Raw genomic sequence first — 26,418 nt, forward strand, 5'->3', positions numbered from 1 at the left:
CGGAATCATGAACACTACAAGCAAAGAACAACTCCGCGAACAGATCGTCGCGCTGGTCCGCCAATACGGCGCGCTGGACAGCCAGCCGCGTCCCTTCGAACCGGGCGTGACCACGGTCCCGCCCGCGGGCAAGGTGGTGGGCGCGCCGGAAATGGAATTGATGGTCGAGGCGTCGCTCGACGCCTGGCTGACCACCGGCCGCTTCAACGACCAGTTCGAAGCGAAGCTCGCGAAGCTGATCGGCGTGCAGCACCTGATCACCGTGAACTCCGGCTCGTCCGCCAACCTGGTGGCCTTCAACACGCTGACCTCGCCGAAGCTGGGCGCGCGCGCGATCCAGCCGGGCGACGAGGTGATCGGCGTGGCGGCCGGCTTCCCGACCACCGTCAACCCGATCATCCAGTTCGGCGCGGTGCCGGTGTTCGTGGACGTCGAGCTGGGCACCTACAACATCGACGTGACGAAGCTGGAAGCGGCGATCGGCCCGAAGACCAAGGCGATCATGCTGGCGCACACGCTCGGCAACCCGTACAACCTGGACGTCATCACGGCGCTGTGCAAGAAGTACAAGCTGTGGCTCATCGAAGACTGCTGCGACGCGCTCGGCTCGACCTACCGCGGGCAAATGGTCGGCACCTTCGGCGACATCGGCACGATGTCGTTCTACCCGGCGCACCACATCACGATGGGCGAGGGCGGCGCGGTGTTCACCAACAACGCGGAACTCAAGATGATCGCCGAATCGTTCCGCGACTGGGGCCGCGACTGCTACTGCCCGCCGGGCAAGGACAATACCTGCGGCAAGCGCTTCTGCTGGAAACTGGGCACGCTGCCGGAAGGCTACGATCACAAGTACACCTACAGCCACCTGGGCTACAACCTCAAGATCACCGACATGCAGGCGGCCTGCGGCCTCGCGCAGATCGACCGCGCGGCCGGCTTCATCCAGGCGCGCAAGGACAACTTCGCCTACCTGAAGGAACGCTTGCAGTCGTGCGCCGAGTTCCTGATCCTGCCGGAAGCGACCGAAGGTTCGGACCCGTCGTGGTTCGGCTTCCCGATGACGCTCAAGCCGGAGGCGAACGCCTCGCGCGTGGACCTGCTCACTTACCTCGACCAGTACAAGATCGGCACCCGCCTGCTGTTCGCCGGTAACCTGACGCGCCAGCCGTACATGATCGGCCGCCATTACCGCGTGTCCGGCGACCTGACGAATACCGACCGCGTGATGAACGACACGTTCTGGGTGGGCGTCTATCCGGGCCTGAGCCGCGAGATGCTGGACTACGTCGTCGACCGCCTCGAAACCTTCTTCGGCGTGAATTTCTGATCCCGCCCGTGGCGCCGATGGCCGACTACCAACCAGGCATCGCGCAGCAGGATCTCGCATTGATCGCGGACCGCTGCGCGGCCGACGTCGTCGAGGGGCTGCGCGGGCGGCACCTGTTCGTGACCGGCGGCACCGGGTTCTTCGGCTGCTGGCTGCTGGAAGCGCTGCTGTGGCTGGACCGGGTGCACGGCCTGGACCTGCGCCTCACCGTGCTGAGCCGGCAGCCGGAACGGTTCCGGCGCAACGTACCCGGCCTGGCCGCCCATCCGGCGCTACGCCTGGCGCAGGGCGACGTGCGAGACATGGCGGGGCTGCACGGCCGCTACGATATCGTCATCCACGCCGCGACCGACGTCGCCGCGTCCGCGGCCGGGCCGAAAGAGACGTTCGACGCCATCGTCCGCGGCGGCGAGCAGGCGCTGGCGCTGGCGCGCCGCAGCGGCGCCGCGCGCTTCCTGCTGACCAGTTCCGGGGCCGTGTACGGGCGCCAGCCGCCCGGCCTGACCCACGTGCCGGAAGACTATCCCGGCGCGCCGGCGCCGACGGACGTGCGCAGCGCCTACGGCCAGGGCAAGCGCGTGGTCGAGTGGCTGAGCGCCTGCGAACGCCAGGCCGGCGGGCTCGACGTGCAGATCGCCCGCTGTTTCGCCTTCCTCGGCCCCTATCAGCCGCTCGATGCACCGTTCGCGGCCGCCAGCTTCCTGCGCGACATCCTGGGCGGCACGCCCGTGCGCGTCAACGGCGACGGCCGGGCCGTGCGTTCCTACCTGTATGCCGCCGACCTGGCCATCTGGCTGCTGACCATCCTGGTGCGCGGCGACGGGCAACCCTATAACGTCGGTTCGCCGGAGCGCATCAGCATCGCCGGGCTGGCCACGCGGATGTCCACGGTGCTCAACGGCCGCGACGACAGCACGGTGCTCGGCATCCCGGTGCCCGGTGCGCCGGCCGAACAGTACGTGCCCGACGTGGCCCGCGCCGCCGCCCTCGGCCTGTCCGTCTGCACGCCGCTCGACGACGCCATCCGCCGCACCGCCGCCTGGCACCGGCCCGTTTAACCCATGCAATTATCGGGAGATCCCATGTCGCAAGCTTTTTCCGCCACGGCTATCCGGCGCGCGGTCCTGTCCATGGCGCACGCCGGCGCGACGGTCCACATCGCGTGCGCCTTCTCGCTCGTCGAGATCTTGGCCGTCCTGTACCGCCACCACCTGCGCTATCCGGACAACGATCCCAACGGCCCGCTGCGCGATTACCTGGTCCTGTCCAAGGGCCACGGCGTGATGGCGCAATACGCATGCCTGCGCGAGAAGGGCTGGATCGCCCAGGAGGCGCTCGACCGGTATTTCGGCGACGGTACGCCGCTGAAGGGCTTGTCCGACGCGCACGTGCCGGGCTGCGAGGTGACGGCCGGCTCGCTGGGCCACGGCCTGCCGGTGGGCGTCGGCATGGCGCTGGCGGCCAGGCTGGCCGGGACCGGCCAGATGTGCTACGCCATCGTCGGCGACGGCGAGATGAACGAAGGGTCCATGTGGGAAGCGCTGCTGTTCGCCGCGCACCGCCGGCTCGACAACCTGGTCGTGATCGTCGACGAAAACGGCTTCCAGGCCATGGGCCGCACGGCCGACGTCATGGGACTGGGCTCGCTGCGCGCGAAATTCGCTGCCTTCGGCTTCGAGGCCGTGGACGTCGATGGCCACGACGAGGCCGCGCTCGACGCGGCCCTGAGCGCAGTGCGCGCCAATCGCGACGGGCGTCCCAAGGCACTCGTGGCCCGGACCGTGAAAGGCAAGGGGGTCTCGTTCATGGAAGACGACAATCGCTGGCACTACACGCGCCTGAATCCCGATACCTATGCCGCTGCCATGGCGGAGCTGGAGCAAGCATGAGGAACGCATTTTCCGACGCCATCGTCGCCGCGGCGAAGGCCGATCCCAGGGTCCTGCTGCTGACCGGCGACCACGGCTACGCGCTGTTCGACGAATTCCGGCGCGCTTGCCCGGACCAGTTCGTGAACTGCGGCGTGGCCGAGCAGAACATGGTCGGCGTGGCCGCCGGCCTGGCGAAGGCCGGCTTCAAGCCGATCGTCTACGGGCTGGCCTGCTTTGTGCCGATCCGCACGCTGGAACAGATCAAGCTCGACGTCTGCTACGAGGAATTGCCGGTCGTGTTCATCGGCGACGGCGCCGGCCTGGTGTACAGCTCGCTCGGCAGCAGCCACCAGTCGGCGGAAGACATCGCCGCGTTGCGCGCCGTGCCGAACATCGACATCCTGTCGCCGTGCGACGTGCACGAGATGCGTTACGCGATGGCGCACGCGCTGCGCTTCGAGGGGCCGGTGTACATCCGCATGGGCAAGTCCGACGTGGGCACCGTCCATGCTGCGCCGTGCGCGGCCCCGCTCGGCGACCTGCTGCCGGCGCGGGCCGGCGGCGGCACCCGCGGCACCGCCTTCATCGCCACCGGCTCGATGGTGCGCAGCGCCGTGGACCTGGCCGAATCGCTCGAGGATAACCCGGTGTGGAGCGCGCCGTCGATCAAGCCCCTGAATGCCGGCCAGGTCGAAGCGCTGGCGCGCGAGTTCGACCAGGTGGTGGTGCTGGAAGAGCATAACCGCCTGGGCGGCCTGGGCGGCGCCGTGGCGGAAATCGTGGCGGCCATGCGCGGTCCGCGCGCCCGGGTGCTGCGCCTCGGCATCGACGACCGCTTTTCCCGTTTCAACGGCAGCTGGGATTACCTGCGCCGCGAACACGGCATCGACCCGGACGCGCTGCGCGCCCAGGTGCTGCAATCCGCATCGGAAGGACGATAATGGCGAACGCAACTCCCCCGTTGGCCGGCGCGACGCCGCTGGTGTCGATCCTGATCCCGACCCACAACCGTCCCGACTATGGCGAAGAGGCGCTGCGCAGCGCGCTCGCCCAGACCTGGGGCAACGTGGAAATCGTCGTCAGCGACAACAGCGACGACGAGCGCACCCGGGAGCGCTTCGCGCCCTACGTGGCCGCCCATCCGAATATCCATTACCTGCGCGCGCCGGGCCTCAGCCCGATGGACAATTTCAACAATTGCTTCCAGGCGGCGCAGGGCGAGTTCCTCAGCTACCTGATGGACGACGACCTGTTCCATCCGACCAAGATCGAGCGGATGATGGGCGCGATGCTGGGCAATCCGGCCGTCGGCCTGGTGACGTCGTTCCGCCAGCTGATCGATGCCGCGGGCCAGCCGATCGCGCAACTGCCCGGCACCGAGCGCCTGTTCGAGACCGACACGCTGATCGGCGGCGACTCGCTGGGCGTCATGATGCTCACCAACGGCAACAACCTGGTCGGCGAGCCGACCACCGCCATCTTCCGCCGCAGCGTCATCGGCGCGCGCTTCGGCATCTTCCTCGACCGGCAGTATGTGACGCTGTCGGATGTGGCGACGTGGTTGCAAGTGCTGTCGTCCAGCGACTGCATCTACCTGCCCGAGGCGCTCAGCTATTTCCGCATCCACGGCGGCCAGGACCAGCAGCGCGGCAACGTGATCCGCATCCAGGCCAATGTCGAATGGCTGCAACTGCTGTGCGACGCCATCGTGCACGGCAAGTTCATCGGCCGGATCGGCAGCGCCCGCGACCTGTTGATCGGCAAGCTGACGACGCTGCTCGTCTACCTGACCTCGGTGCACGAGGACGTCGAGCGCGCCTACGACCTGGAAAAGATCCAGGCCGTCGTGCGCCAGGCCGTCGGCCTGCTGCTGGGCACGTCCGGCGCGGCGGCGATCCCGTCCGACACGCTGGCCGGATGGAGCGTCGTGCGCGTCATGCAGGAGGTCGATGCGCAGCGCGACGCCTGGAACGACGCCGACCGCATCGCGCTCTACGTCAACTGGCTCGCATCCGGCCCGCACGGTGACGCGGTCGCCGGCCATTACAACCTCGGCACGCTGTATCACAACAGCGGCGAGGCGACGGCGGCCGAAGCGCAGTACCGCGCGGCGCTGCAGCTCGCCGACATGGCGGAAGCCCGTTACGCCCTCGGCGTGCTGCTGGAGCAGAGCGGACGCCTGGACGATGCCGTGAACGAATGGGAGGCGCTGCTGCCGGCCCCGGGCGCCGACGCGTCGCCGCTGGCCCTGCAGGCGCTGGCGCACCTGATCGACGCGGCGCGCCGCCGGCACATGGACGCCGAACTGCTGCGCTACCTGGCGCTGGGTGTCGCGTTCCAGCCGGACCAGCCGGCCCTGCGCGCGGAACTGGACGCGCTGCGTGCCGCGGTCGACGCACCGGCGGCCGGCGCGCACGATTCGCACGACGGCGCGGTGATCTACGTGGTCGCGGTCTGCTTCAACGAGGCGGCGATCCTGCCGTTCTTCCTGGACCACTACATCAACTTCCTCGGCGCGAAGAAAGTGGTCCTGCACGACGGCGGCAGCACCGACGGCACCGCGGAGATCGCCGCCCGTTATCCGGAGGTGGAACTGGTCGTCAAGGTCAGCGAAAAGCTGGACGACCGCGAACTGATGGCGATCCGCAACGAGGAATGGAAGAAATACCGCGACGATTGCGACTGGATGGTCGTGTGCGACGTCGACGAATTCGTATACCACCCGCAACTGCGCGCCAAGCTCGCCGAGTTCAAGCGCGACGGCGTGACCTTGCCGATGGTGGAAGGGTTCGAGATGCTGTCCAAGGAGCACCCGCGGCACGTCCCGGGCCGTTATATCTGGGAGCGCATCCAGACCGGCACGCCGAATCCGCAGTACTACAACAAGAACCTGATCTTCGATCCGAAGATCGAGATCAACTACCTGCTGGGCTGCCACACCTGCGCGCCGACCGGTCCGGTCAAGCGCAGCGAAGGCTTCGTATTCAGGAACCTGCATTACCGCATGCTGTCGCACGACCACATCGTGCAAAAGTCGCTGCGTGCCGCGGCGCGCCTGAGCGACTGGAACAAGCAGACGAATGCGGGCTTCCACTATCGCCAGAACGCGGTCATGCCGCGCGCGGACTACAACCGCATGTTCGTGCCGGCGTTTAACGTGGTGGCGCCGCGCCGGCGTCCGGCCCTGCAGCGACCGGTGTTCGCGCCGCTGGTGCAGCACCTGATCGCGCTCGACCATGATGCCGTCTGCGTCGAACTGGGCACCGATCCGGCCAACGGTTCGACCGAACTGCTGGCCTGGTACGTGCACAGCTATGGCGGCAGCCTGGTGACGGTCGAGCCGGAGGCGCTGCTGCGCCGCGACGCAGCCCATGGCCTGCGCACCCGCCTGCTCGGCCGCAACGTGACGGTGGCCGCGCCCGGCGAGCCGGTGCCGGCATCGATCGACCTGCTGGTCTGCAATGCCGCCGACTACCGCGGCGATGCCGACGACCGCGCCCGCTGCCGGCAGGCCGCGCTGGACGCCTTTGCCGCCATCGAGCCGCAGCTGTCCGCCGAGGCGGTGGTGGTGCTGGACGGAATCGAAGACATCTGGTTCGGCGGCAAGTTCCAACTGCTGGTGACGCACCTGCGCACACGCGGCTATGCGGCACGCAACAGCGGCCGTATGATTGCCTTTTCCAAGACTCCATTGAAAACCAACTGAAGAGGTGCTCGAGTGAACGAAGAAAAACAAATTCTGAACGCCGCCTGCCAGGCGCTGGCATCCGGCCTGCCGGAAAAGGCCGTGTTCCTGGACATCGGCGCCATGGGCGGCCCCCAGCAGGCCAGCTTCCAATACCTGGCGAAGCACAATCTCATCCACTATGTCGGCATCGAGCCGCAGGAAGACGAGTGCGAGAACCTCAGGCGGATGTTCCCGCAAGGTACGTTCCTCACCGATGCCGTCGGCAACGTCGACGCGGACGTGCCGCTGCACATGACGGTCTCGACCGCCTGCAGCTCGATCCTGGAGCCGAACTTCGAGGTGTTGAACGAATATCCGATCTCCACCTGCTTCGGCATCAACAGCCACCTGTCGGTGCACGTGACGCCGATCGAGACGCTGGTCAAGTCCGGCCGCATGCCGGCGCCGCACTTCATCAAGTGCGACGCGCAGGGCTACGACTACGAAGTGCTGGAAGGCTGCGGCGACGTGCTGGAGCACGTGCTGGGCATCGAGGTCGAGTGCCAGTTCAAGCAGATCTACAAGAACCAGAAGACTTTCATCGAGGTCAAGGCGCTGCTCGAGAAGCACGGCTTCATCCTGCGCGACCTGAAGCACCAGGGCGCGTTCGAGTACGAAGTGGTCGAGGTGAATGCGTTCTTCTCGAAGCGGCCGCACGAAGTGGGTGACAAGCTCCAGGCGCTGAAGCTGTGGGAATTCGCGACCGGCATCAACTCGCCGATTTCGTTCGCCCAGCTGAAAGCCAGCAACGGCCCGAATGCCATCTTCTCCAGGGTGACGCCGGAGATGGACAAGACGGTGATCTTCCAGTACTGATCAAACTGATCGCACGATCGACAAACGGGCCACTGGCCCGTTTGTTCTTTATGCGGCGAGCGCGCGCACCAGGTATTGATAGGGCAGGGCGTCCTGCTCGGCCAGCAAAGGATCGGCGCCGCCGGCTTCGGCCAGCTGGCGGATCGCGGCCACCACGGCCGGCGGCGGCTGCTGCGCGGTCACGGTCGTCATGTCGATGATCACGAACCCGCATTCCTGCAGGAGCGCGGCCAGCGATGTGCGGGTGAACAGGTGCAGGTGGCGGCGGTCGTGCAGGACGTCGTCGCGCTGGTTCAGGTTGCCCGACGCGAGCAGCAATTGCATGACCCAGTGCTGGGCGTTGTTGACGCAGGCGACCAGCTCGACCTGGCCCAGCGCCTGGCGGCGCAGGCGTCGCAGGAATGCCCACGGGTCGCGCAGCCGTTCAAGCGTTTCGGGGAACAGCCAGCATTGGGCGCTCGCCAGCTGCTGCCAGTCGCCGTCGTCGAGCTGCTCCGGGTCGCGCGTGATCCTGGATGTGCTCCAGCCGGCCGCCGTGCCGGCCAGGGGCGCCGGGCCGATCTCGATGAAGTGCGAGTTCGGCGTGCGTGCGCGCCACGCCTGGGCGAGCGTCGCGCCGCCCACTTCGGCGACGCTGTGCATGCCGGGACGCATCAACGCGAGCATGGTGCTTTGCTGCAGGCTCAAGTCGCCGGGCGCCGGCTCGGGCACGGCATGCGCCTGGCGGGCATGCGCGTCGTCGGCGGGCATGACGCCCGCGGGACGCTTGACCACGGTCTCCAGCTTGTCCTCGAAGTCGCGCACGAAGCGCGGCGTGTCGAACAGCGCGCTGGTATCGCGCTCCGCGCCCAGGCGCGCGCGCAGGCCGGCCAGGCGCGTGCGGTCGTGGGCCAGGGCCACGGCCAGCGCTTCGTAGTCGCGCAGGTCGTGCGTCACCAGTTCGGGCAGGCCGACCGCGTTCAGCAGGCTGCCGGCCATGCGCGAGCAGAAGGTCCGGCCGGCGCAGGTCAGCACGGGCAGGCCGGCCCACAGGGCGTCGCTGGCGGTGGTGCCGCCGTTGAACGGATTGGTGTCGAGGAACAGGTCGGCCACGCGGAACCTGGCCAGGTAGTCCGCGGGCGCCACGCGCTGCGCGAACAGCAGGCGCGATCCGTCCACGCCGCGCGCTTCGGCTTCGCGGACCAGGTTGGCGCGCGTGGCGTCGTTGTCGGCCACGATCCACAGGACGCCGTCCGGCACCTGCGCCAGGATGCGCATCCAGACGTCGAACACCTCGGGCGTGATCTTGAAGGTGCTGTTGAATGCGCAGAACACGAATTTGTCGTCCGGCAGGCCGCTCGCCGCGCGCGTGGGCGTGGGGCCGATCGCGCGGCGGCGGTCGTTGATCTGGAACGTGTGCGGCATCCGCAGCGGCTGTTCCGTGAAATACGGCTCCAGTGCGAAAGGCAGCACGAAGTCGTCGGCCACCACGTAGTCGATGTCGGGGATGCCGGTCGGGCCGGGAAACCCCAGCCACGTCAGCTGCACGGGCGCGGGACGCCAGCCGAGGATGTCGGCGCGCGCGCCCAGCGTGAGGCCGTGCAGGTCGACGAGCACGTCGATCTCGTGCGCGCGGATGCAGCGCGCCGCCTCCTCGTCCGTCATGCGGTCGATGCGGATGTAGTGGTCCATCGCGCCGACGACGCGCGCGCGCAGCGGCGAGTTGTCCTCGCGGCTCCAGGAGAACGCGTAGACCTCCACGCGCGCTCGGTCGTGCAGCTCGTACAGCTCGGCCGTCAGGATCGACACCGCGTGCGAGCACAGGTCGGACGACAGGTAGCCGATGCGGATGCGCTTATGGGCGTAGCCTTCCGCCGGCGCGAGCCGTTCGGGCGCCACCTGCACCTTGCGCTCGACGAAGTGGCGCGACGCGGCCAGCTGCTCGGCCGGGTCGGAGGACGCGCCCAGCGTCGCGAGGGCCGACGTGTGGCGGCGCTGTTCTTCCACCGTGACGCCGGCAAACGCTTCGTAGATCGGCCAGATGCACAGCTTCTGGCGCAGGTGGACCCAGTGCGTGATGACCTTCGACTGGTCCGGATCGAGTTCCAGGCTGCGCGTGAGGTAGTCCAGCGCTTCGGTCAGGCGCTTGCGGATCTCGCACAGGCGCCCCAGGTTGTTCAAGGTCTGCACGTGCAGCGCCGGCTTCGTCGCCACGTCCGGCACGTCGGACAGGATGGCCTGCCACGCCGCCAGCGCATCGTCCGGGCGGTTCATGCGTTCGTACAGGGTGCCGAGATTCAGGCGCGCCTCGACGAAGGCGGGGGCGATCGCGATGGCTTTCAAGTATTCGCGCTCGGCGCCCGCCTCGTCGCCCACGCTGCCGCGCGCGACGGCGAGGTTGAAGCAGGCCGCATAGGCTGCCGGCGACGTCGTGTGCGCGAGCCACGTTTCGTACAACCGGATGGCTTCCTGCGGCATGCCCAGTTCGGCCATCGTCTGCGCGCCCTGGAACAGCTCGCCGAGCGGCAATACGCCGCGTTCGGCCTGGCGGAACAAAGCATCGGTGTGCGCGGGAACATTCATCCTGGATTGATCTCTCGAGTCGGCTTCGGGAAGCGACATCATACTCTGTCGCTCCGGGCAAGCGAAGGTTTGTAGCCTGTGAGCAACCGCTTGCCGATGACTAGCATGCGTTTTGATGCACGTCTATCAATATTTGAATCTGCAACAACTTGTAATTAAAAAACGACAATTTTTTTCCCGCATTGATGGCCAGTTTCATAGGGAAAGCAAAATTTTGTTCAATTTCATATCTTTAACACAATAGTTAATTCGGGTGCTTTTTTTCGAAAAGGAATTGTTTTCTTGCTAAAGTGAAAAATCGTGCAGTTGGTAAAAAAACACGAAAGCACCGTACCCGTCGATGCTTCCATTTCAAGGCGAGAGACAATGACAACCCATCCGACTTCTTGCGTTTCCCATGCCCGACCCGGGCTGAATCAACTCGTTCTCGGTGTCGCCGCGGCGTTCGCGCTGCTGGCGACGGCACCGGCCATGGCCACCGTGGTCGACTTCGAATCCCTGAGCCCCGACGCCTTCTACCTCGGCGGCGACACGTTCACCGACGGCGGCTACACGCTCAAGGCGCTCGACAATCACGGCCCCAGCGGCAGCAGCGGCGCCGTCGGCCTGCTCGCCAACGGCATGGACCCGACGACCTGCTGGACGGGCGGTTGCCCGACCAACAACACGAGCCATTTCTACCTGGGCGTCAATGACGGCGGCGTCACGATCAAGAAGAACGACAGCGGCGCGTTCAACCTACGCAGCCTCGATTACGGTTTCGTCGCCCCCGTCGGCGGCCAGCCGAATTTTTCCTACGGTCAGCTGATGCTCACCGGTAACCTCGCGAACGGCACCTCGGTCGACGCGGCGTTCGACTTCGCGGGCACCGACGCCAGCGGCAATCCGCTGTTCGATACGGCCACGCTGCCGACGGCCTTCGGCAACGCGGCGCTGATGAGCCTGACGATCCGCGCCTGCCTGTTCGACGGTATCGGCGGCTGCACCGTCGCGCAGGACTGGTCCGATCCGACGATCTACCAGGCCCAGTTCGCCATCGACAACATCACGCTGGCCACGGTCCCGGAGCCGGGCAGCCTGGCGCTGCTGGGTCTCGGCATGGGCGCGCTCGTCCTGCGCCGCCGCAAGCCGGCTGCCTCGTCCAACCTCGCCTGATCGCCGGAGCCGACCATGAAACTGCGTCCCATCACTTCGGCCGTCCTGTTCGCGCTGACCGTCGCCGCGGCCACCCACGCCTATGCCGACGGCGAAATCCGCCGTTCCTACATCGTCCAGCTGGCCGACAAGCCGGTCGCCACCTATGACGGCACGGTCAGCGGCCTCTCGGCCACCAAGCCGGCCGCCGGGCAGCGCCTGAACGTCGACGCGTCGACCGTCCAGAACTACATCACCTACCTGGAGACGAAGCAGGCCGACGTCCTTGCCACCGTCAACAAGGCCCAGGTCACCAACGAATACAAGGTCGTCTTCAACGGCTTCTCGGCGATGCTGACCGACGCCGAGGTCCGCGCCCTCAAGAAGAATCCCGGCGTCGCCAACATCTCGGCCGACTCGATCCTGCAGCTCGACACGAGCTACACCCCGACGTTCCTCGGCCTCGACAAGCCGGGCGGCCTGTGGGACCAGGTCGGCGGCCAGGACAAGGCCGGCGAAGGCATCATCATCGGCATCGTCGACGGCGGCATCTGGCCGGAGCAGGACAGCTTCGCCGACCACGTCGACGAGAACGGCAACCCGAGCCGTGCCGGCAGCAAGCTGGCCTACGATGCGCCGCCGGCGACCTGGAAAGGCATCTGCCAGACCGGCGAAGGCTTCGCCGCCAGCGACTGCAACAACAAGCTGATCGGCGCACGGTATTTCAAGCAGCCGACGCAGACACTGCACTGGACCGAATTCCTGTCGGCGCGCGATTCCGTGGCCGGTGCCGAAGGCCATGGCGGCCACGGCGACCACACGGCCAGCACGGCCGGCGGCAATGCGCACGTGACGGCCATGACCAACGGCCTGTCGCTGGGCAAGATCACCGGCATGGCGCCGCGCGCCCGCATCGCCGCGTATAAAGTCTGCTGGACCGACGGCGTGACGGGCCTGAATGGCTGCGCCACCTCGAACAGCGTGGCCGCGATCGAGCAGGCCGTGAAGGATGGCGTGAACGTCATCAACTTCTCGATCGGCCCGAACGCGGGCGGCGGCGCGTTCAACGAACCGACCGAAGTCGCCTTCCTCGGCGCCGCCGCGGCCGGCGTGTTCGTGGCCGCATCGGCCGGCAACTCCGGCCCCGCGACGGCGCCGGTCGCGCACATCAGCCCGTGGCTGACCACCGTGGGCAACTCCACGCACAACCGCACGTATGCGGGCGACGTCGCGCTGGGCAACGGCGTGACCGTCACCGGCGCGTCCGGCAACGCCAACACGCCGTCGGCGCCGCTGATCCTGGCGAAGGATGCCGGCCTGGCGGGCGTCGACCCGGCCAGCGCGAACCTGAACCTGTGCTTCGGCCCGGCAGACGGCATCGCCCCGCAGCTGGACCCGGCCAAGGTGACGGGCAAGATCCTCGTCTGCGACCGCGGCAGCAACGTGCTGGTCAACAAGAGCGCGAACGGCAAGACGGCCGGCGCCGTGGGCGTCATCATCGCCAACACGCCGACCAGCGCTACGACGATCCTGAACCAGGCCCACACCGTCTCGACCGTCCACATCACGAGCGCGGACGGCCAGAAGGTCAAGGATTACTATGCCGCGACGCCGGGCGCCACCGCGGCGCTGAACAACCTGCGCGGCATCGTCGATCCGAACATCGTGGCGCCGCAGATGAACAGCAGTTCGTCGCGCGGCCCGAACGTGGCCAACGCCAACATCATGAAGCCGGACGTCACGGCGCCGGGCACGGACATCCTGGCCGCCGTCAGCGCCGACCTGACCCATGCCCAGCGCGATGCGGTCGCCGGCGGCGAGCCGGCACCAAGCAAGGACTTCGCGTTCTACACCGGCACCTCGATGGCGTCGCCGCACGTGGCGGGCATCGCCGCGCTGCTGAAACAGCGCCATCCGGACTGGAGCCCGGCCATGATCAAGTCGGCCCTGATGACGACGGCCTACGACACGTTCAACGATGGCCAGAACGGCGCAGTGCCCTGGGACAGTACGGCCCGGACCACCGGCACGCTGCCATGGGGCCAGGGCGCCGGCCACGTGGCGCCGTCCGTCGCCTCCGACCCGGGCCTCGTGTACGACCTGGGCACGATCGACTATGCGCGCTTCCTGTGCGGCCTCGGCATCACCAACGTGTTCAGCCCGGGCACCTGCTCGGCCGTCGGCTCGATCCAGCCGTACAACCTGAACCTGGCCTCGCTGACGGCGGCCAGCGTGCTGGGCATCCAGACCCTGACCCGCACCGTGACGAACGTCGGCACGGCGGCGGCGACGTATAACGCCAGCGCCGCGCTGCCGGGCTTCACGGTCGCCGTGCAGCCGGCCACGCTGAACCTGGCGCCGGGCGCGAAAGGCACGTTCACGGTCAAGCTGACCCGCACCACGGCCCCGCTGAACACCTGGGTGTACGGCAAGCTGACCTGGAGCGACGGCACGCACATCGTGCGCAGCCCGCTGACGGCGCGCGCCGCCACGATCGCCGCGCCAGCCACGGTGTCGAGCGAAGCGACGTCCGGCACCAAGCTGGTCACCGTCGGCACCGGATTCGGCGGCGCGATGTCGGTCGCCAGGTCCGGCCTGATCCCGGCCACCGAGTTCAACTCGACGGTCGTCACCGCGACGGACACGAGCAACAGCGCGTGCACGGGCGGCGGCGCCACCGGCGTGAACGTGCATACCGTCACCATCCCGGCCGGCACGACCGCGGCCCGTTTCGCCCTGTACGACAGCGACACGAGCGGCGGCGGTGCGTCCGACCTGGACCTGGTGGTGGCGCGCGGTACGACCGTCGTCGGCTCCAGCGGCGGTTCGACGGCGAATGAAATGGTCACGCTGAACAACCCGGCGGCAGGCGACTACAAGGTCTGCGTCGTCGGCTACGCGCCGGTGGGCGGCAGCGCCACGTACAAGCTGTCGACCTGGGTGCTGAGCCCGACCGCGACCGGCGGCAACTTCAAGGCCGTGGCACCGAGCATGGTCGCCGTCGGCGGCACCGCGTCGGTGGTGGTCTCATGGTCCGGTCTCGCGACCGGCAAGCGTCATCTGGGTTCGCTCACCTACCTGGCCGGAGCGACCCCGGTCGGAACGACGATGGTCGAAGTCGACACGACCGACCCGATCCCGTTGTTCCAGAACGCCGGCAACAAGCAGGCGAAGGTCGAGTAATCGTCGGATTACTGCTCGACTTGAGGCCGCCACGAGCGGCCTTTTTTTATAACGTCGTCCCGTAGGGTGGGCGGCCCGCCGCCCACGCGTGACGCAGCATGAACGCAGACGTCCGCGCGGGCTCGGGGAGCCCGCCCTACCGGGATAGATGTTTAGTGCGCCCTGTGTTTCAGCGCGCCACGGGCGCCATGCCGCCCGGACCGGCGCCGGCGGCGCGCAGCACGCAATGGCCGGCGGTGCACGCCGCGCCCGGATCGGGGACGACGGAGCAGGTCGACATCATGCCCTTTTTCGTGTCCTCGGCGCTGCGCGCGGCCGCGTGTGCGGCCACGAGCGCGCGCAGGCGCGAGCCGTCGCTATTCTTGCTGGACCAGGCCAGGTAGCGCTCGGGACCGCCGCAGGCCTTGTGGCCGACGCCGATCGTGTGGCACTGGGCGTCGGTGTCGCACGCGGCATCGCCGCGCTCGGCCTCGATGCGCGCCAGCAAGGGCGCGCTGCCATTGGATGCGGCGGTAGCCTGCGGCGCATCGCTGCGGCAGGCGCTGCTCGCCAGCAGCAGGGCCAGGCCGGCCAGGCGGGCGAGGGTGCGGGATGGGATGAGCGGGTTCATGGCCCATGATCGCGTGCGCGGCCGCGCTTGGCAAGGGGCGCACGCCTGGCGTCACGGCGAAGTCATAATCGGCAGCCGTAGGGTGGGCACCCCGTGCCCACGTATACGCCCGTCACGGCGAAGTCATAATCGCCAGCTACAGTGCCAGTCATCGATATGGCCGGCGGGACAAGCGCGATGGGTGGGCGTCTGGTGGAGCAGGAAGGCAGGACGGGCAAGCGCATCCTCGTGCTGAGCGTGCCCGCGGGCGCCGGGCATACCCGCGTCGCGGAAGCGATCCGTGCCGGGGCCGAGGCCCAGCCGGGCGGCGCCGAGGTGATCCACCTGGACGCCACCGCGTACGCGACGCCGCGCCTGCGCAAGGTCTACGCCGACCTCTACATCATGCTCGTGCGGCGCGCGCCGATTGTATGGAGCTGGATCTACCAGTACACCAACGGCGCCGCGCCGGACGGCTGGGCCCACCGGCTGCGGCGCCGGATCGAGCGCCGCGACAGCGCGCCCCTGCTCGGAAAGATCGCGGCGCTGCGCCCGGACGCCATCGTCTGCACGCATTTCCTGCCGGCCGAGATCCTGTCGCGCGAAGCCGCGGACGGCACCTTGCCGTGTCCGGTGTGGGTGCAGGTGACCGACTTCGACCTGCACCGCATGTGGGTGCACCGGCACGTTGCCGGCTATTTCGCCGGCAACGACGAGGTCGCCTTCCTGATGTGCAAGCAGGGCATCCCGGGCGACACGATCCACGTCACCGGCATCCCCGTCATGCCGGCATTCACGCGCCAGCTGGAGCGCGCCGAATGCGCCCGCGCGCTCGGCATCGACCCCGGCCGCATGACGTTCCTGCTGATGGGCGGCGGCGCGGGCCTGGGCGGCCTGTCCATGCTGGCGCAGCGCTTGCTGGCCATTCCCGGCAATTTCCAGCTGATCGTCCTGGCCGGCCGCAATGCCGACGAGCTGGCGGTGCTGCAACGCCTGGCGGCCGCGCATCCGGGCCGCCTCGTGCCGCAGGGTTTCACCGATCGGGTCGAACGCCTGATGGCGTGCGCCGACGTGGCGATTACGAAGCCGGGCGGGGCGACGACGGCGGAATGCCTCGCCATGGGCCTGCCCATGATCGTGAACGCGTCGATTCCCGGACAGGAAGAACGGAATGCCAATTTCCTGCTCGAGTATGGCGCGGCCATGAAGGCGTTCGATGCGCCGTCGCTGGAATACCGCGTCCGCTACCTGATGGCCCATCCGGACGAGCTCGAGACGATGCGCCTCCGCGCCCGCGCGCTGGGACGGCCGCACGCCGCCGCCGCCGTACTTGCCACCGTCCTTGCCGCCGCCCCGAAACGACCCGAACCCATTGATGCCTTTGTTTGAACTCTCCCATGCCGGCCAGTTCGTCGCGACGCTGGCCGCCGTCGTCGTGGCCGCCTATTTTTTCGCCCGGGTCGAAGTCGAGATCGAAGGCGAGGCGGGCTGGGCGGCGAATCTGCCCACCTGGCGCATCGACGACCATCCGTTGCTCGACATCTTCTGGGGCGGCCGCACGCTGACCGGCTACCACGCGTGGATGTTTTCCTTCATCGGCGTGATCTTTCATTTCCCGCTGGCCTTCATGGGGCAATGGTCGCTGGCGCTGGAAGCGCGCGCGCTGGGCGCCGTCATGCTGTTCTGGATCGTCGAGGACTATCTCTGGTTCGTCGTCAACCCCGCCTTCGGCTGGCGCCGCTTCAAGCGCGAACTGGTCCCGTGGCACAAGCGCTGGTTCGCCGGCGCGCCCGTCGACTACTGGACATTCGGCGTCGTCAGCGCGCTGTTGTTCTGGTACGCGTACTGATCGTTCCCGCGCCGCGCCGCGTGCCGAGGTCGAGCGCGTGGCGCACGCGCTGGCACAGTTCGCCCGGCGTGCGCGCAATCAGCTCGTGGGGAATCTCGAATTTTTCGGTCAGCCGGTCGAAGTCCTCGAAACCGTACGACACCATGAACGGATGCATGCCCGTGCCGATCGCGGCCGCGAAGTCCTTGTGCTCGTCGCCGCAGACATAGGCCCGTGCCGGATTGATGCCGAACTGCTCGCGGAGCGCGCGGAACTGGCTCGTCTTCTTTTCGGAGAGCGGAATGTGGACGAGGAAGTCGAGCGCGTCGATGTCGACGTCGTGGCGCTGGAACAGCTGGCGCAGCGTCTCCAGCGGTTCGTTCGTGATGTTGCGCGTGACCATGCCGACGACGACGTCCGGCGCCGCGACCAGTTCCCGCACGAGATCCGGAATGCCTTCGTACATGGCCGCTTCCTGCCGGTAGACTTCCGTGAGGCTGTCGACCAGCCTGGCGCGGCTGTTCTTGCGCAGGTTCTTCTTGATGATCGACGGGAATTCCTTCAACCCGCCCAGGTATTTGAAGAGGTTGTGGCGCTTCTGGAAGCTGGCTTCGTCGCCGATGTCCAGCCCGTGCCGCGCGAAGGCCGTCTCGATGGCGGAAAAAGCGTCGATGGTGGTGCCGTCCGCGTCGAGGATCAGCAGGCGTTTCCTGGATTTGTACATGGGGGTCGTGGCCGGATTCCGTTGCCTCATCATACCCGTGGGCATGTTACCGGCGTATGACGCGGTGCCGGCCGTGCGGTCCGGAATCGCCGTTCGTGGTGAAATGGCGCGTCGCCCACGGCCATCAAGCAGCACGAGGTGGCCGCGTCGCCGGCGCATCCGGAATATCTCGTCGTCAGCGACAAGACCGGGGCGGAGGCGGCCCACAAGGGGAGTGCGCTCAAGAAGGTCTGAACGACGGCATCATCGCGGGCGTGTCCTCATTCAGTCGCGCTCGATGTCCGCGTTCGCGTCGTTGCGGATGAACCCGGCGTCGTGGATCGCGAAGACCCGGTCCGGGATCGCCTTGTGGTCGACGCTCGTCACGCGCCACACGATGCGGCCGTCGGCGGCCTGGATCAGCAGCGGCAGCTTCGCCGTCGCGCTCCAGCATACGTGCGTCGTCTGCGTGCCCTGGACGAGGGCGACCCATTCGCAGGCGCCGATGGCGTGCGCGGCGCCGTGCGGCGTGGCGGCCGGCACGAGCCGGTAGTCGCCCTTGGGATGGCGCAGGCCGTGGCCGAGGTCGAACCAGTCGGTGAACTGGCCGATGCGGTACAGGTTGTCGCGGTCGATGTCGGTGCGGATTTTTTTACCGAGGTCGAGCACGGACAGCCGGTAGTCCGGACTGCCGGCCGCGCGCACCGCGAAGCTTTCGGCCTTGTCGTCCGTGCGGCGGCGGATGCGGCGCTCGCCGTCGCGCCAGACTTCCACATGGTGTTCGGCGCCGCCGGCGAGATAGGTGGCCTGGAAGTGGGTGGCGGGCGGCTCGCCGCGCGTGCTGAAGACGTGCTCGAAGTCGGGCGCGGCGGCGTGGGACAGGGGCGCGGAAAACACGGCCGCGGCCGCCGTGCAGAGCACGAGCGACCGCGACGCGCGCCTTCCGGCGTGGCCGGGAAGGGCGTTATTCAATGAGGACTCCTTGGGTCGTCAGTTGCGCACGGCGCGGGCCGAGTCGAAGTAGCGGTACGACTTGCCGCCCACGGTCAGGTCCTTCACCGACAGCTCGATGTTGTACGTGCCTTTGGTCAGCGTCGTGTCCTTCGCGGCGCCGGTCGGATCCGTCGGCAGTTCGAACGTGAGACCGGTGGCCGCGGCGGCCGGGGTCACCGTCGACGGGGTCACGGTCGGCACGTCCTTGGTGGCCGGCGTCGCGAGGCCCTCGTTCAGCACGCGGCCATCGGCTTGCGGCATGGACAGGCCGAGCAGGTACGCCACGGTCGGGGCCACGTCGACGTTGCCGGACGGCGTCGTGACGACTTTATTCGCCAGGAACGACGGGCCGTTGGCGATCAAGGTGTTGTGCACGTCCGCGATGCCGAAGCTGCCGTGCATGCCGCGCTGGCCGCCGAAACTCTCGAACTCGATGCCCGGCATGCCCTGCACCGACGTGTTGTAGTCCCACGAGAACGAGACGACGACGTCCGGCTGGCCGTTGTTCTGGCGCTTGGCGTTTTCCAGGTTGACCTGGGCCAGCGCGAGCGTGCCCGGGATGCTGCCGTAGCGGCTGTCGACGAAGATCGCGCCGTATTCCTCACGCTGCTGGAGGAACGTCACGAGCTTCTGGACCGTGGCCGCATCGTGGCCCGGCACATAGAAATAGTCGGACCCGCCGTTCGCGGCGACGACGATGCCGTTGGCCGGCAGGCTGCCCGGCGCCGGCACCTTGAAGCTGGCGACCGGTTTCGCCAGGCCCGCGCTGATGGCCTGGTACTTGGCGTTGGCGCTGCCGCACAGGCTGCCGGTCGCGTCGACCTTGACCGGCATGACGGGCTTGCCGTCGGCGGTGAGGCCGACCATGGCGCTCGTCGAGCAGCCCGCGCCGTCATAGGCTGCGAAGCCGCGGTAGGTCAGCAGGTCGGCCGAGCGCACGTCGCCCGAGAACGAGAAGCCGTTGGCATCCACTGCGCCGATGGCCGCGCCGCTGACGCCGCCGCTCGGCACCGTCGCCGACGCGGTGATGGCGCGCAGCGGGAAGGTCGACACCGGCCCCGAGACGCTCGAGTGGCCGTGGTCGGACACGACGACGATATTGGTCGCGCTGTCCATGCCGTTGGCGCGCAGCGCGGCGATCAGCTCGCCCAGGCGCGCATCCTGCGAGCGCAGGCCCGCCTTCATGTTGGCGCTGCCGGGGCCATAGCCGTGCTCGACGTTGTCCGGCGTGCGGAACCAGATCAGCGACAACATCGGCTTCTTCTGCGGCAGGATGTATTGCGTGTACACCGACATCATGTACTTGTTGGCCGCGTCTTCCGGCGCGCCCTGCGTGGTGTCGGCCGAATCGCGCGCGGCGACGGTCACGTTGCCGGCCGGGTCGAACGCGGTCGTGTTGAAGGTGACGTAGCCGGCGCGCGCCGTCGGATTGCCGTTGGTGGCGGCGAGCGTGACGGCGTCGGCGCCGGCATAATTCTTGACGACGTTGGCCGGCACGGCGAAGCCCGCGCCCTGCAGCTCGGTAACGAGGCTGCGCGGCTGCACGGTGTTTTCGTCGAGGAAGACGCCGCCCTTGCCGAGATCCTGCAGGTAGGCCGCGCCCGACTTGCCGATCGTGGCCGTCGTCAGACCGGCCGCCTGCGCCGTGGCGAACAGGCTCTTCACGTGCAGGAGCTGGCCGCCGTAGTAATCGTTCAGCGTCGTCAGCACCGCATAGTCTTCGGTGAACACGGGGTCCTGGTAATCCTGGGCCGCGCCGCCGGCGCCGCTACCGGCCGGGATTGCGTTGGCGCTGCCTTGCGGCGGCGTCCAGAACGTGTTGCCGTAGAAGCCGCTGGTCTTGGGGAACGAACCCGTCGCGAACGACGACGAGTTCATCATCGTGAAGGTCGGGTAGGTCGAGTGGTTGTCGCTGAAGTTGACGCCGCTCTGGCGCAGCGCGTACAGGTTCGGGGTGTCCGTCGCATTGACGGAATCGGGGCGCAGGCCGTCCCACACCATGATGATCGTGCGGGTGGCGGCCGGAGCCGCCGGCGTGGTGGTGCCGGAAGCGCTGCCCGGCGTGGTGGCCGCGGTGGTGGTGCGGTTGCTGTCGCTGCCGCAGGCGGCCAGCAGGATGCCGAGCGCGAGCGGGGTAATCAAGGTCTTTGCTAACCTCACGAGGAGTCTCCTGGTCAGAGTCGGGAATACGCGATCGATGGATCGGGCCGCGCACAGAATCGTCCAGGGGCGTGACACGTTCGTGACAAAAATGGCAATGGCCAGGTTCTGTTACAAAGTTAATGTTCCGGTAATGTTGGTGGGTGCTTTGGGGTAGACGGCACTGTCTGACATTTCGCACGGAAATGCTTCTAGTGCTCCATATCATTAAGTGGGCTCAAGCACTTGGAGGCGTCATGAAGCACGAAGGACACGGTGTCATAGGCATCGATGACGATCCAAGGCTCGGCGATTCGCGATCCACCGCAGTCGCAACACGGATCGCGCTCGCCGGCGCCGCGTTACTCATGTTCCTCTCCGGCCCCGATGGCGTAGCTCGTGCAAACGAGCGATCAACTGCAGTGATCAGCCTGCACTTGCAAAAAGACGCATCGTTTGTAAGCGTCCGTGCGCGTCTCATTCAATCCGGATGGAAGCCGATTCGCATCCATGCCGACGATAGCTATGAGTACGATGGCACGGAAAAACGCCTCGCTGACCGAAAATTCCTTGAAGTCGATTCTTGTTCCACCGACAGGGGAAGTCTTTGTATTTTTTACTATGCTAAGGACGGCACTTGCTTGCGCGTTGATACTGTAGGCGAACAAGTGGACGCGATGCGAGTGACGAGATGGGACAACGCCTGCCCGAACGAGCCGCCAAGGATCTCCAACGCAGGCGCGCAGCGCGCGATTCAATAAGTCAGCGTAATCAGCGACACCGCCTGCCGCGGCAACTGCATCCTGACCGTGGCCGTACCGTCCCGCGTCTCCACGGTCGCATCCGCCCCCAGTTGCGCGAGCTCGCTCGCTGTCTGCAGCTCGGCCACTTGTGCCGCCGTCGGATGCGAAGGCGAGCCCATGCGCTTCCAGGCGCTGTACGAATTGCTGTGCTCCTGGTCGATGCGGAAGTGCCGCAACTGCACCTGTCTGGCGGGAATGCCGGCGATGTGCAGTTCGACCGGGGAGCCGGCGTCGATGATGTCGTCGTCGTGGTAATTCCAGACCATGACGGCGATGTGGTGCGCATCCTTCGCGGCCAGCGCGTCGATGTCGGTGCGCGCGCCGCGCACGCCCGCGGCCTGGATGCGCGCCGCGTCGTAGGCCTGGTCGCCCGTCACCGCCACGCGCTCGCCGCGCAGCTTGCCGAGCATGCGGAACACGTTCAGCACCGGCTTGTCGACGCCGTTGGTCGCCAGGTCGCGGAAGCCCGCGAACCACGGCTGGTCCTCGAACTCGAACGACCAGTTCACCGCGCCGATCAGGTTCACGCCGCGCCGCGCGGCCAGGTCGTACTCGCGCGCGATCGAGGCGGCCGTGTAGCTGGCGTACGGCGTGCCGTTGCGGTAGGCGTTTTCGGGGTTGGTCTGCATGCCGCAGGCGGCGCAGCCTTCCGGGTCGGATTCGCCGATGATGACGGGGATGTTCTTCAGTTCCGGGTATTTTGCGACGAGCGCGAAGCCTTCGTCGAGGTGGCGGAAATGCGTGTCCATGCCCATCCGCACGATGCCGTCGACGACCTTGGGCGCGCCCTTGGCGTGGAAGGCGACGAAGTCCAGCGGCGAGCCGGTCTTGCCGGTCGCGTAGTTCGTCTCGTGCAGGCAGTGGCGCAGGAAGTCGTCCATGAAGCGTCCGGCGGCGGCCGTGTGGGGCCCGCCGATGCGCGCCGTCGGCAGCGCGCGTTTCACCGCGTCGGCCGCGTAGTCGTACATTTTGAAGTACTCGTGTTTCGTGTCCGGCGCGATCAGGTACAGGCCGTCCGGCTCGTTCCACACTTCCCAGTACCAGCTCTCGACTTCCTTCTGCCCGTAGCGCGCCACGCTGTGCTTGACCCATTGGTAGATCAGCTCGGACCACTTGCCGTAATCCTTCGGCGGCGTGGCCCAGCCGGTCATGATGTCCTGGTAGGGCGTGCCGGGCTTCCAGTGGTGGCGATACGGTTGCGGGCGTTGCGACAGCGCTTCCGGCATGAAGCCGATCTGCGCCAGCGGCTTCATGCCGCGTTCGATGTACGTGTCGAAGATGCGGTCGACGATGGTCCAGTCGTAGACCGGCCTGCCGTCCTTGTCCTCGGTGTACATATTCGTCGAGCCCCACTTGAGCGCGTAGCTGCCGTCGCCCGACGTCATGAGGTTGTGCGTGCGGACGTGGACGGGGACCGGGCTCAGGGCGGCGATCTCGCTCAGCAGCTTCTTGCCGTTGGGCGCCGTCGTGTAATTCGGTTCATCGTAGCCGAACCACGCCCAGATCGGCGTCATCGGCCCTTTTATCCGGGTGGCGTCGACGGTGAGCTTGACGGGCGCCGGGGCCGCCGGTTCGGCGGCGCACAGCGGCGCGCAGGCCGCGAGGAGGAGGGCGGCGAGATGTCTCTTCATTGTTGTTCTCGTGGATCGGACAGATGACCCAATGCTAGGCCGAACCCAAGGGGGCGTCCAATCATGGTTTTGACGATTTCTATATCGAATCGAATATCGGACCGGCGGGAAAGCACGGCCGGAAATGAAAACGCCACCTCGCAGGTGGCGTTCATGTCCGATGGTTGCCCGCTCAGCTCTTGCGGACGAACTCCGATTTCAGGCTCATCGCGCCGAAGCCGTCGATCTTGCAGTCGATGTCGTGGTCGCCGTCGACGAGGCGGATGTTCTTGACCTTGGTGCCCTGCTTGACCACGCCGCCGCCGCCTTTCAGTTTCAGGTCCTTGATGACGGTGACGGAATCGCCGTCCTGCAGCACGTTGCCGGCCGCGTCGCGCCATACGCGGGCCGCCTCGTCCGCGGCCGCTTCGGCCTTGACCGGCCATTCGTGCGCGCATTCCGGGCAGACGTAGTTGCCCGAGCCGTCTTCGTAGGTCAGTGCGGAACCGCAGGCGGGGCAGGGTGGAAGGGTCGTCATGGCAGTATGTGGATGAAAGGAACGGTGGAATGCAAAACGCCAACCGGATGGGTTGGCGCTCTGTTCTGAATCTTGGTGGCCCGGGGCGGAATCGAACCACCGACACAAGGATTTTCAATCCTCTGCTCTACCAACTGAGCTACCAGGCCAAGGCGGCGCAGTATAGCACGGGTTACGCGAAATCCATAATTTTTGTCGCGCCGGCGGTTCAGGAACGCGCCGCCGCCCGTTCCTCGTGCTGGCGGTCGAGCGCCATGCGCAGCTCCTTGCGGCCCTTGGCTTCCTCGTAGCGGCGCTGCTCGTCCGGCCCGAACGGACGCAGGGGCGGGACGGGGACCGGCTGCTTGTCGTCGCCCACGGCCACCATCGTGAAGAAGCAGCTGTTCACGTGGCGCACCTGCTGGGTGCGGATGTTCTCGGCCACGACCTTGATGCCGATTTCCATCGACGTGCGGCCCGTGTAGTTCACGGCGGCCAGGAACGTCACCAGCTCGCCCACGTGGATCGGCTGGCGGAACGTCACCTGGTCGACGCTCATCGTCACGACATAGGTGCCGGCGTAGCGGCTGGCGCAGGCATAGGCCACCTGGTCGAGCAGTTTCAGGATGTTCCCGCCGTGCACGTTACCGGAAAAATTCGCAGTATCCGGTGTCATCAGGACCGTCATGGTGAGTTGGTGGGCGGGCAGGTTCATGGCGTCGTGCGTAAAGAGGAAGGATAGGGACGATGTTGCCTGAGAAACCCACTGACGGCAACCGCCCCTTCTTTTGCTCAGAACTCTTCCCAGTCCGCGTCGATCGTGGCGGCCGGCTTGCGGACGGGCGCGCGCACCGGGGCGGGCGCCATCCGTGCCGGCTTCGCCGTAGCGGGCCTCGCCGCGGGCGCCAGCGCGGGGGCGGTGCGGCGGGCCGGCGGCAGCGCGGGCTTCGTCGCGGTCGGCGCCGGCCGCGCCTTCGCCTCGACGCGGAACAGCGCCACCCGCTCGGCCAGCGCCTGCGCCTGCTCGTGCATCGACTGGGTCGCGGCCGCCGATTCCTCGACGAGGGCCGCGTTCTGCTGGGTCACGCCGTCCATCTGCACGATGGCCTGGTTGACCTGGCCGATGCCGCCGGCCTGTTCGCGGCTGGACGCGACGATCTCGTTCATGATGCCGGTGACGCGTTTGATGCTGTCGACGATGTCGTGCATCGTCTGCCCGGCCTGGCCGGCCAGGGTCGCGCCGTCGGCGGCGCGCTGGGTCGACGCATCGATCAGGTCCTTGATTTCCCTGGCCGCGGCGGCCGAGCGCTGGGCCAGGGCGCGCACTTCGGCCGCGACGACGGCGAAGCCGCGTCCCTGTTCGCCGGCGCGCGCCGCTTCCACGGCGGCGTTCAGCGCGAGGATGTTGGTCTGGAACGCGATGCCGTCGATGACGGCGATGATGTCGACGATGCGCTCCGACGAGGCGTTGATCGCGCCCATCGTGTCGACCAGCTGGCCGACCATCGCGCCGCCCTGCTGCGCCACGCGCGCGGCGTCGCCCGCCATGCGGTTTGCTTCGTCGGCGTTGGTCGAGTTCTGGCTGACCGCCTGCGTCAGTTCTTCCATCGACGCCGCCGTCTCTTCCAGCGCCTGCGCCTGGCTTTCGGTGCGCTGCGACAGGTCCTGCGTTTCGCCGGCCATCGCGGCCACGGCGGCAACGATCGTGCCGGTGCCTTCGCGCACGTCGGCGACGATGCCCGCGAGGCTGGCGCGCATGCGTTCGAGGGCGGCCATCAGGCTGTCGTTGTCGCCCGGCCTGAGGGGTACGGCCACGCACAGGTTGCCGTCCGCGATCTCGGCCGCCACCAGCGCCGCGGCGGCCGGCTCGCCGCCCAGGCGCCGGAACAGGACACGCCCGAACACGGTGCCGGCCGCGATGCTGAAGGCGAGCGTGGCGAGGCACAGCGCCGAGAGGACCTTGCTGCTGCGGTCCGCGCTGCCGAGCACCGCGGCGACGCGCGTGTCGATCTCCTTTTGCTGCAGTTCCAGCAGCGCCTTGACCCGGCCGAGATACGCCGTCACGGCGGGCACGAATTCGTCGTCGAAGTACTTGCGGGCTTCCGCGTCCTTGCCGCCGGCCTTGAGGGCCATGACGCGGTCGCGCGTGGCGATGTAGCGCTGGCGCGCCGTGCCGATCTGCCCGAACACGGCATGCTCCTCGGGCGTGTCGAGCAGCGCGCCGACCTGCTGCTGCAGCGCGGTGGTGCGCGTCGTCGAGTCTTGCGTTTCGGGCGCGTAGTACGTCGCGAGTTCCGGATCGGCGGAGCGCGCGATGGACCCCGTGCGCTTGGCGGCGACCGACGTGTTCAGCAGCCAGCCGGAAATCAGGCGCTCCTTGGCGAGCGGCCGCCGGGTGAGGGCCTGGGTGTCGTCCGACAGGACTTGCAGGCGCCAGATGGCGATGGCCGTCGCGAGGAACGACAGGGCGATGACGATGGCGAACGCGAACCTGAGCTGGTTGCGCACGCTGACGCTGACACTGAAGGTGGCGGATGGTTTCATGGGGCTCCTTGGTTTCTCGGACAACAAGAACCAATGAAAGTCGCATCGGAGCCGGTCCGCCTTGAGGCG

General features: G+C 67.4%; 21 protein-coding genes and 1 tRNA gene. 12 read left to right on the forward strand and 10 right to left on the reverse strand.

What is annotated here, in order from left to right; translation table 11 throughout:
* Positions 1 to 7: 7 nt before the first annotated feature.
* From rfbH to ACEN9Q_RS29095, 6 genes are read left to right on the forward strand one after another with little or no spacing between them, the layout of a single operon-like run.
* Entirely contained in the window at positions 8 to 1,330 is a 1,323-nt protein-coding gene (gene rfbH, locus ACEN9Q_RS29070) for a lipopolysaccharide biosynthesis protein RfbH (protein ID WP_495626900.1), read from the forward strand.
* 17 nt (positions 1,331 to 1,347) lie between these two features.
* Entirely contained in the window at positions 1,348 to 2,388 is a 1,041-nt protein-coding gene (locus ACEN9Q_RS29075; protein ID WP_495626901.1) for an NAD-dependent epimerase/dehydratase family protein, read from the forward strand.
* Between the two features lie 24 nt (positions 2,389 to 2,412).
* Positions 2,413 to 3,219 carry a transketolase gene (locus ACEN9Q_RS29080; protein ID WP_056438267.1) on the forward strand — a complete coding sequence of 269 codons (807 nt, stop codon included), beginning with the start codon at positions 2,413 to 2,415 and terminating at the stop codon, positions 3,217 to 3,219.
* Entirely contained in the window at positions 3,216 to 4,142 is a 927-nt protein-coding gene (locus tag ACEN9Q_RS29085) for a transketolase family protein (RefSeq protein ID WP_056438264.1), read from the forward strand. The genes ACEN9Q_RS29080 and ACEN9Q_RS29085 overlap by 4 nt, the downstream gene beginning before the upstream one ends.
* Positions 4,142 to 6,907 carry a glycosyltransferase family 2 protein gene (locus ACEN9Q_RS29090; RefSeq protein WP_495626902.1) on the forward strand — a complete coding sequence of 922 codons (2,766 nt, stop codon included), beginning with the start codon at positions 4,142 to 4,144 and terminating at the stop codon, positions 6,905 to 6,907. Before ACEN9Q_RS29085 ends, ACEN9Q_RS29090 begins: the two co-directional genes overlap by 1 nt.
* A gap of 12 nt (positions 6,908 to 6,919) precedes the next feature.
* Positions 6,920 to 7,744 (forward strand): FkbM family methyltransferase, encoded by an 825-nt coding sequence (locus ACEN9Q_RS29095; protein ID WP_056438258.1) that lies wholly within the window; start codon positions 6,920 to 6,922, stop codon positions 7,742 to 7,744.
* A 48-nt stretch (positions 7,745 to 7,792) separates the two neighbouring features.
* Here ACEN9Q_RS29095 and ACEN9Q_RS29100 read toward each other — a convergent pair whose 3' ends face one another.
* Positions 7,793 to 10,306 carry an O-linked N-acetylglucosamine transferase family protein gene (locus tag ACEN9Q_RS29100; RefSeq protein WP_495626903.1) on the reverse strand — a complete coding sequence of 838 codons (2,514 nt, stop codon included), beginning with the start codon at positions 10,304 to 10,306 and terminating at the stop codon, positions 7,793 to 7,795.
* A 366-nt stretch (positions 10,307 to 10,672) separates the two neighbouring features.
* Between ACEN9Q_RS29100 and ACEN9Q_RS29105 the strand changes: the two genes are divergently transcribed.
* Both ACEN9Q_RS29105 and ACEN9Q_RS29110 read left to right on the forward strand, forming a co-directional pair.
* Complete coding sequence (locus ACEN9Q_RS29105) at positions 10,673 to 11,461, forward strand: NF038120 family PEP-CTERM protein (protein ID WP_495626904.1); 789 nt, start codon at positions 10,673 to 10,675, stop codon at positions 11,459 to 11,461.
* A gap of 15 nt (positions 11,462 to 11,476) precedes the next feature.
* The gene (locus tag ACEN9Q_RS29110; RefSeq protein WP_495626905.1) at positions 11,477 to 14,623 is read left to right on the forward strand and encodes a S8 family serine peptidase; all 3,147 of its coding nucleotides are present in this window, start codon (positions 11,477 to 11,479) and stop codon (positions 14,621 to 14,623) included.
* A 169-nt stretch (positions 14,624 to 14,792) separates the two neighbouring features.
* On the opposite strand, the gene ACEN9Q_RS29115 is transcribed toward ACEN9Q_RS29110, so the two are convergent.
* Complete coding sequence (locus ACEN9Q_RS29115; RefSeq protein ID WP_495626906.1) at positions 14,793 to 15,233, reverse strand: hypothetical protein; 441 nt, start codon at positions 15,231 to 15,233, stop codon at positions 14,793 to 14,795.
* A gap of 177 nt (positions 15,234 to 15,410) precedes the next feature.
* Between ACEN9Q_RS29115 and ACEN9Q_RS29120 the strand changes: the two genes are divergently transcribed.
* Positions 15,411 to 16,601, forward strand: a complete 1,191-nt coding sequence (locus tag ACEN9Q_RS29120; protein WP_495626907.1) for an MGDG synthase family glycosyltransferase — start codon at positions 15,411 to 15,413, stop codon at positions 16,599 to 16,601.
* Positions 16,588 to 17,061 carry a hypothetical protein gene (locus tag ACEN9Q_RS29125; RefSeq protein ID WP_056438247.1) on the forward strand — a complete coding sequence of 158 codons (474 nt, stop codon included), beginning with the start codon at positions 16,588 to 16,590 and terminating at the stop codon, positions 17,059 to 17,061. The genes ACEN9Q_RS29120 and ACEN9Q_RS29125 overlap by 14 nt, the downstream gene beginning before the upstream one ends.
* Here the strand turns inward: ACEN9Q_RS29125 and ACEN9Q_RS29130 are convergent.
* Positions 17,030 to 17,764 (reverse strand): HAD family hydrolase, encoded by a 735-nt coding sequence (locus ACEN9Q_RS29130; RefSeq protein ID WP_056438244.1) that lies wholly within the window; start codon positions 17,762 to 17,764, stop codon positions 17,030 to 17,032. The genes ACEN9Q_RS29125 and ACEN9Q_RS29130 overlap by 32 nt on opposite strands.
* A 123-nt stretch (positions 17,765 to 17,887) precedes the next feature.
* On the opposite strand from ACEN9Q_RS29130, the gene ACEN9Q_RS29135 reads away from it, so the two are divergent.
* The gene (locus ACEN9Q_RS29135; protein WP_082547787.1) at positions 17,888 to 17,998 is read left to right on the forward strand and encodes a hypervirulence associated TUDOR domain-containing protein; all 111 of its coding nucleotides are present in this window, start codon (positions 17,888 to 17,890) and stop codon (positions 17,996 to 17,998) included.
* Between the two features lie 30 nt (positions 17,999 to 18,028).
* On the opposite strand, the gene ACEN9Q_RS29140 is transcribed toward ACEN9Q_RS29135, so the two are convergent.
* Positions 18,029 to 18,715: a hypothetical protein gene (locus tag ACEN9Q_RS29140; protein ID WP_495626908.1), complete on the reverse strand. Its 687-nt coding sequence runs from the start codon at positions 18,713 to 18,715 to the stop codon at positions 18,029 to 18,031.
* An 18-nt stretch (positions 18,716 to 18,733) separates the two neighbouring features.
* Positions 18,734 to 20,896, reverse strand: a complete 2,163-nt coding sequence (locus ACEN9Q_RS29145; RefSeq protein WP_495626909.1) for an alkaline phosphatase family protein — start codon at positions 20,894 to 20,896, stop codon at positions 18,734 to 18,736.
* 236 nt (positions 20,897 to 21,132) lie between these two features.
* Here ACEN9Q_RS29145 and ACEN9Q_RS29150 point away from each other — a divergent pair, with 236 nt between their 5' ends.
* Entirely contained in the window at positions 21,133 to 21,636 is a 504-nt protein-coding gene (locus ACEN9Q_RS29150) for a hypothetical protein (RefSeq protein ID WP_495626910.1), read from the forward strand.
* Here ACEN9Q_RS29150 and ACEN9Q_RS29155 read toward each other — a convergent pair.
* The 5 genes from ACEN9Q_RS29155 to ACEN9Q_RS29175 form a co-directional block, all read right to left on the reverse strand.
* Positions 21,630 to 23,309, reverse strand: a complete 1,680-nt coding sequence (locus ACEN9Q_RS29155) for a GH39 family glycosyl hydrolase (protein WP_495626911.1) — start codon at positions 23,307 to 23,309, stop codon at positions 21,630 to 21,632. The two genes, ACEN9Q_RS29150 and ACEN9Q_RS29155, sit on opposite strands and share 7 nt — an antisense overlap.
* Before the next feature lie 172 nt (positions 23,310 to 23,481).
* Complete coding sequence (locus tag ACEN9Q_RS29160) at positions 23,482 to 23,826, reverse strand: zinc ribbon domain-containing protein YjdM (protein ID WP_056438235.1); 345 nt, start codon at positions 23,824 to 23,826, stop codon at positions 23,482 to 23,484.
* Positions 23,827 to 23,899: 73 nt separating this feature from the next.
* Positions 23,900 to 23,975, reverse strand: a tRNA-Phe gene (locus tag ACEN9Q_RS29165).
* Positions 23,976 to 24,034: 59 nt separating this feature from the next.
* Positions 24,035 to 24,520, reverse strand: a complete 486-nt coding sequence (locus ACEN9Q_RS29170; protein ID WP_056438232.1) for an acyl-CoA thioesterase — start codon at positions 24,518 to 24,520, stop codon at positions 24,035 to 24,037.
* Positions 24,521 to 24,597: 77 nt separating this feature from the next.
* Positions 24,598 to 26,349 carry a methyl-accepting chemotaxis protein gene (locus ACEN9Q_RS29175; protein WP_495626912.1) on the reverse strand — a complete coding sequence of 584 codons (1,752 nt, stop codon included), beginning with the start codon at positions 26,347 to 26,349 and terminating at the stop codon, positions 24,598 to 24,600.
* Positions 26,350 to 26,418 lie beyond the last annotated feature (69 nt).

The organism is Massilia sp. Masssp93 (genome assembly GCF_059491295.1).

Bases quoted from the DNA above. Each gene is read 5' to 3' on its own strand.
- rfbH (WP_495626900.1), top strand. From the start codon at position 8: ATGAACACTACAAGCAAAGAACAACTCCGCGAACAGATCGTCGCGCTG.
- ACEN9Q_RS29075 (WP_495626901.1), top strand. From the start codon at position 1,348: ATGGCCGACTACCAACCAGGCATCGCGCAGCAGGATCTCGCATTGATC.
- ACEN9Q_RS29080 (WP_056438267.1), top strand. From the start codon at position 2,413: ATGTCGCAAGCTTTTTCCGCCACGGCTATCCGGCGCGCGGTCCTGTCC.
- ACEN9Q_RS29085 (WP_056438264.1), top strand. From the start codon at position 3,216: ATGAGGAACGCATTTTCCGACGCCATCGTCGCCGCGGCGAAGGCCGAT.
- ACEN9Q_RS29090 (WP_495626902.1), top strand. From the start codon at position 4,142: ATGGCGAACGCAACTCCCCCGTTGGCCGGCGCGACGCCGCTGGTGTCG.
- ACEN9Q_RS29100 (WP_495626903.1), bottom strand. From the start codon at position 10,306: ATGAATGTTCCCGCGCACACCGATGCTTTGTTCCGCCAGGCCGAACGC.
- ACEN9Q_RS29105 (WP_495626904.1), top strand. From the start codon at position 10,673: ATGACAACCCATCCGACTTCTTGCGTTTCCCATGCCCGACCCGGGCTG.
- ACEN9Q_RS29110 (WP_495626905.1), top strand. From the start codon at position 11,477: ATGAAACTGCGTCCCATCACTTCGGCCGTCCTGTTCGCGCTGACCGTC.
- ACEN9Q_RS29115 (WP_495626906.1), bottom strand. From the start codon at position 15,233: ATGAACCCGCTCATCCCATCCCGCACCCTCGCCCGCCTGGCCGGCCTG.
- ACEN9Q_RS29120 (WP_495626907.1), top strand. From the start codon at position 15,411: ATGGGTGGGCGTCTGGTGGAGCAGGAAGGCAGGACGGGCAAGCGCATC.
- ACEN9Q_RS29125 (WP_056438247.1), top strand. From the start codon at position 16,588: ATGCCTTTGTTTGAACTCTCCCATGCCGGCCAGTTCGTCGCGACGCTG.
- ACEN9Q_RS29130 (WP_056438244.1), bottom strand. From the start codon at position 17,764: ATGTACAAATCCAGGAAACGCCTGCTGATCCTCGACGCGGACGGCACC.
- ACEN9Q_RS29150 (WP_495626910.1), top strand. From the start codon at position 21,133: ATGAAGCACGAAGGACACGGTGTCATAGGCATCGATGACGATCCAAGG.
- ACEN9Q_RS29155 (WP_495626911.1), bottom strand. From the start codon at position 23,309: ATGAAGAGACATCTCGCCGCCCTCCTCCTCGCGGCCTGCGCGCCGCTG.
- ACEN9Q_RS29160 (WP_056438235.1), bottom strand. From the start codon at position 23,826: ATGACGACCCTTCCACCCTGCCCCGCCTGCGGTTCCGCACTGACCTAC.
- ACEN9Q_RS29170 (WP_056438232.1), bottom strand. From the start codon at position 24,520: ATGAACCTGCCCGCCCACCAACTCACCATGACGGTCCTGATGACACCG.
- ACEN9Q_RS29175 (WP_495626912.1), bottom strand. From the start codon at position 26,349: ATGAAACCATCCGCCACCTTCAGTGTCAGCGTCAGCGTGCGCAACCAG.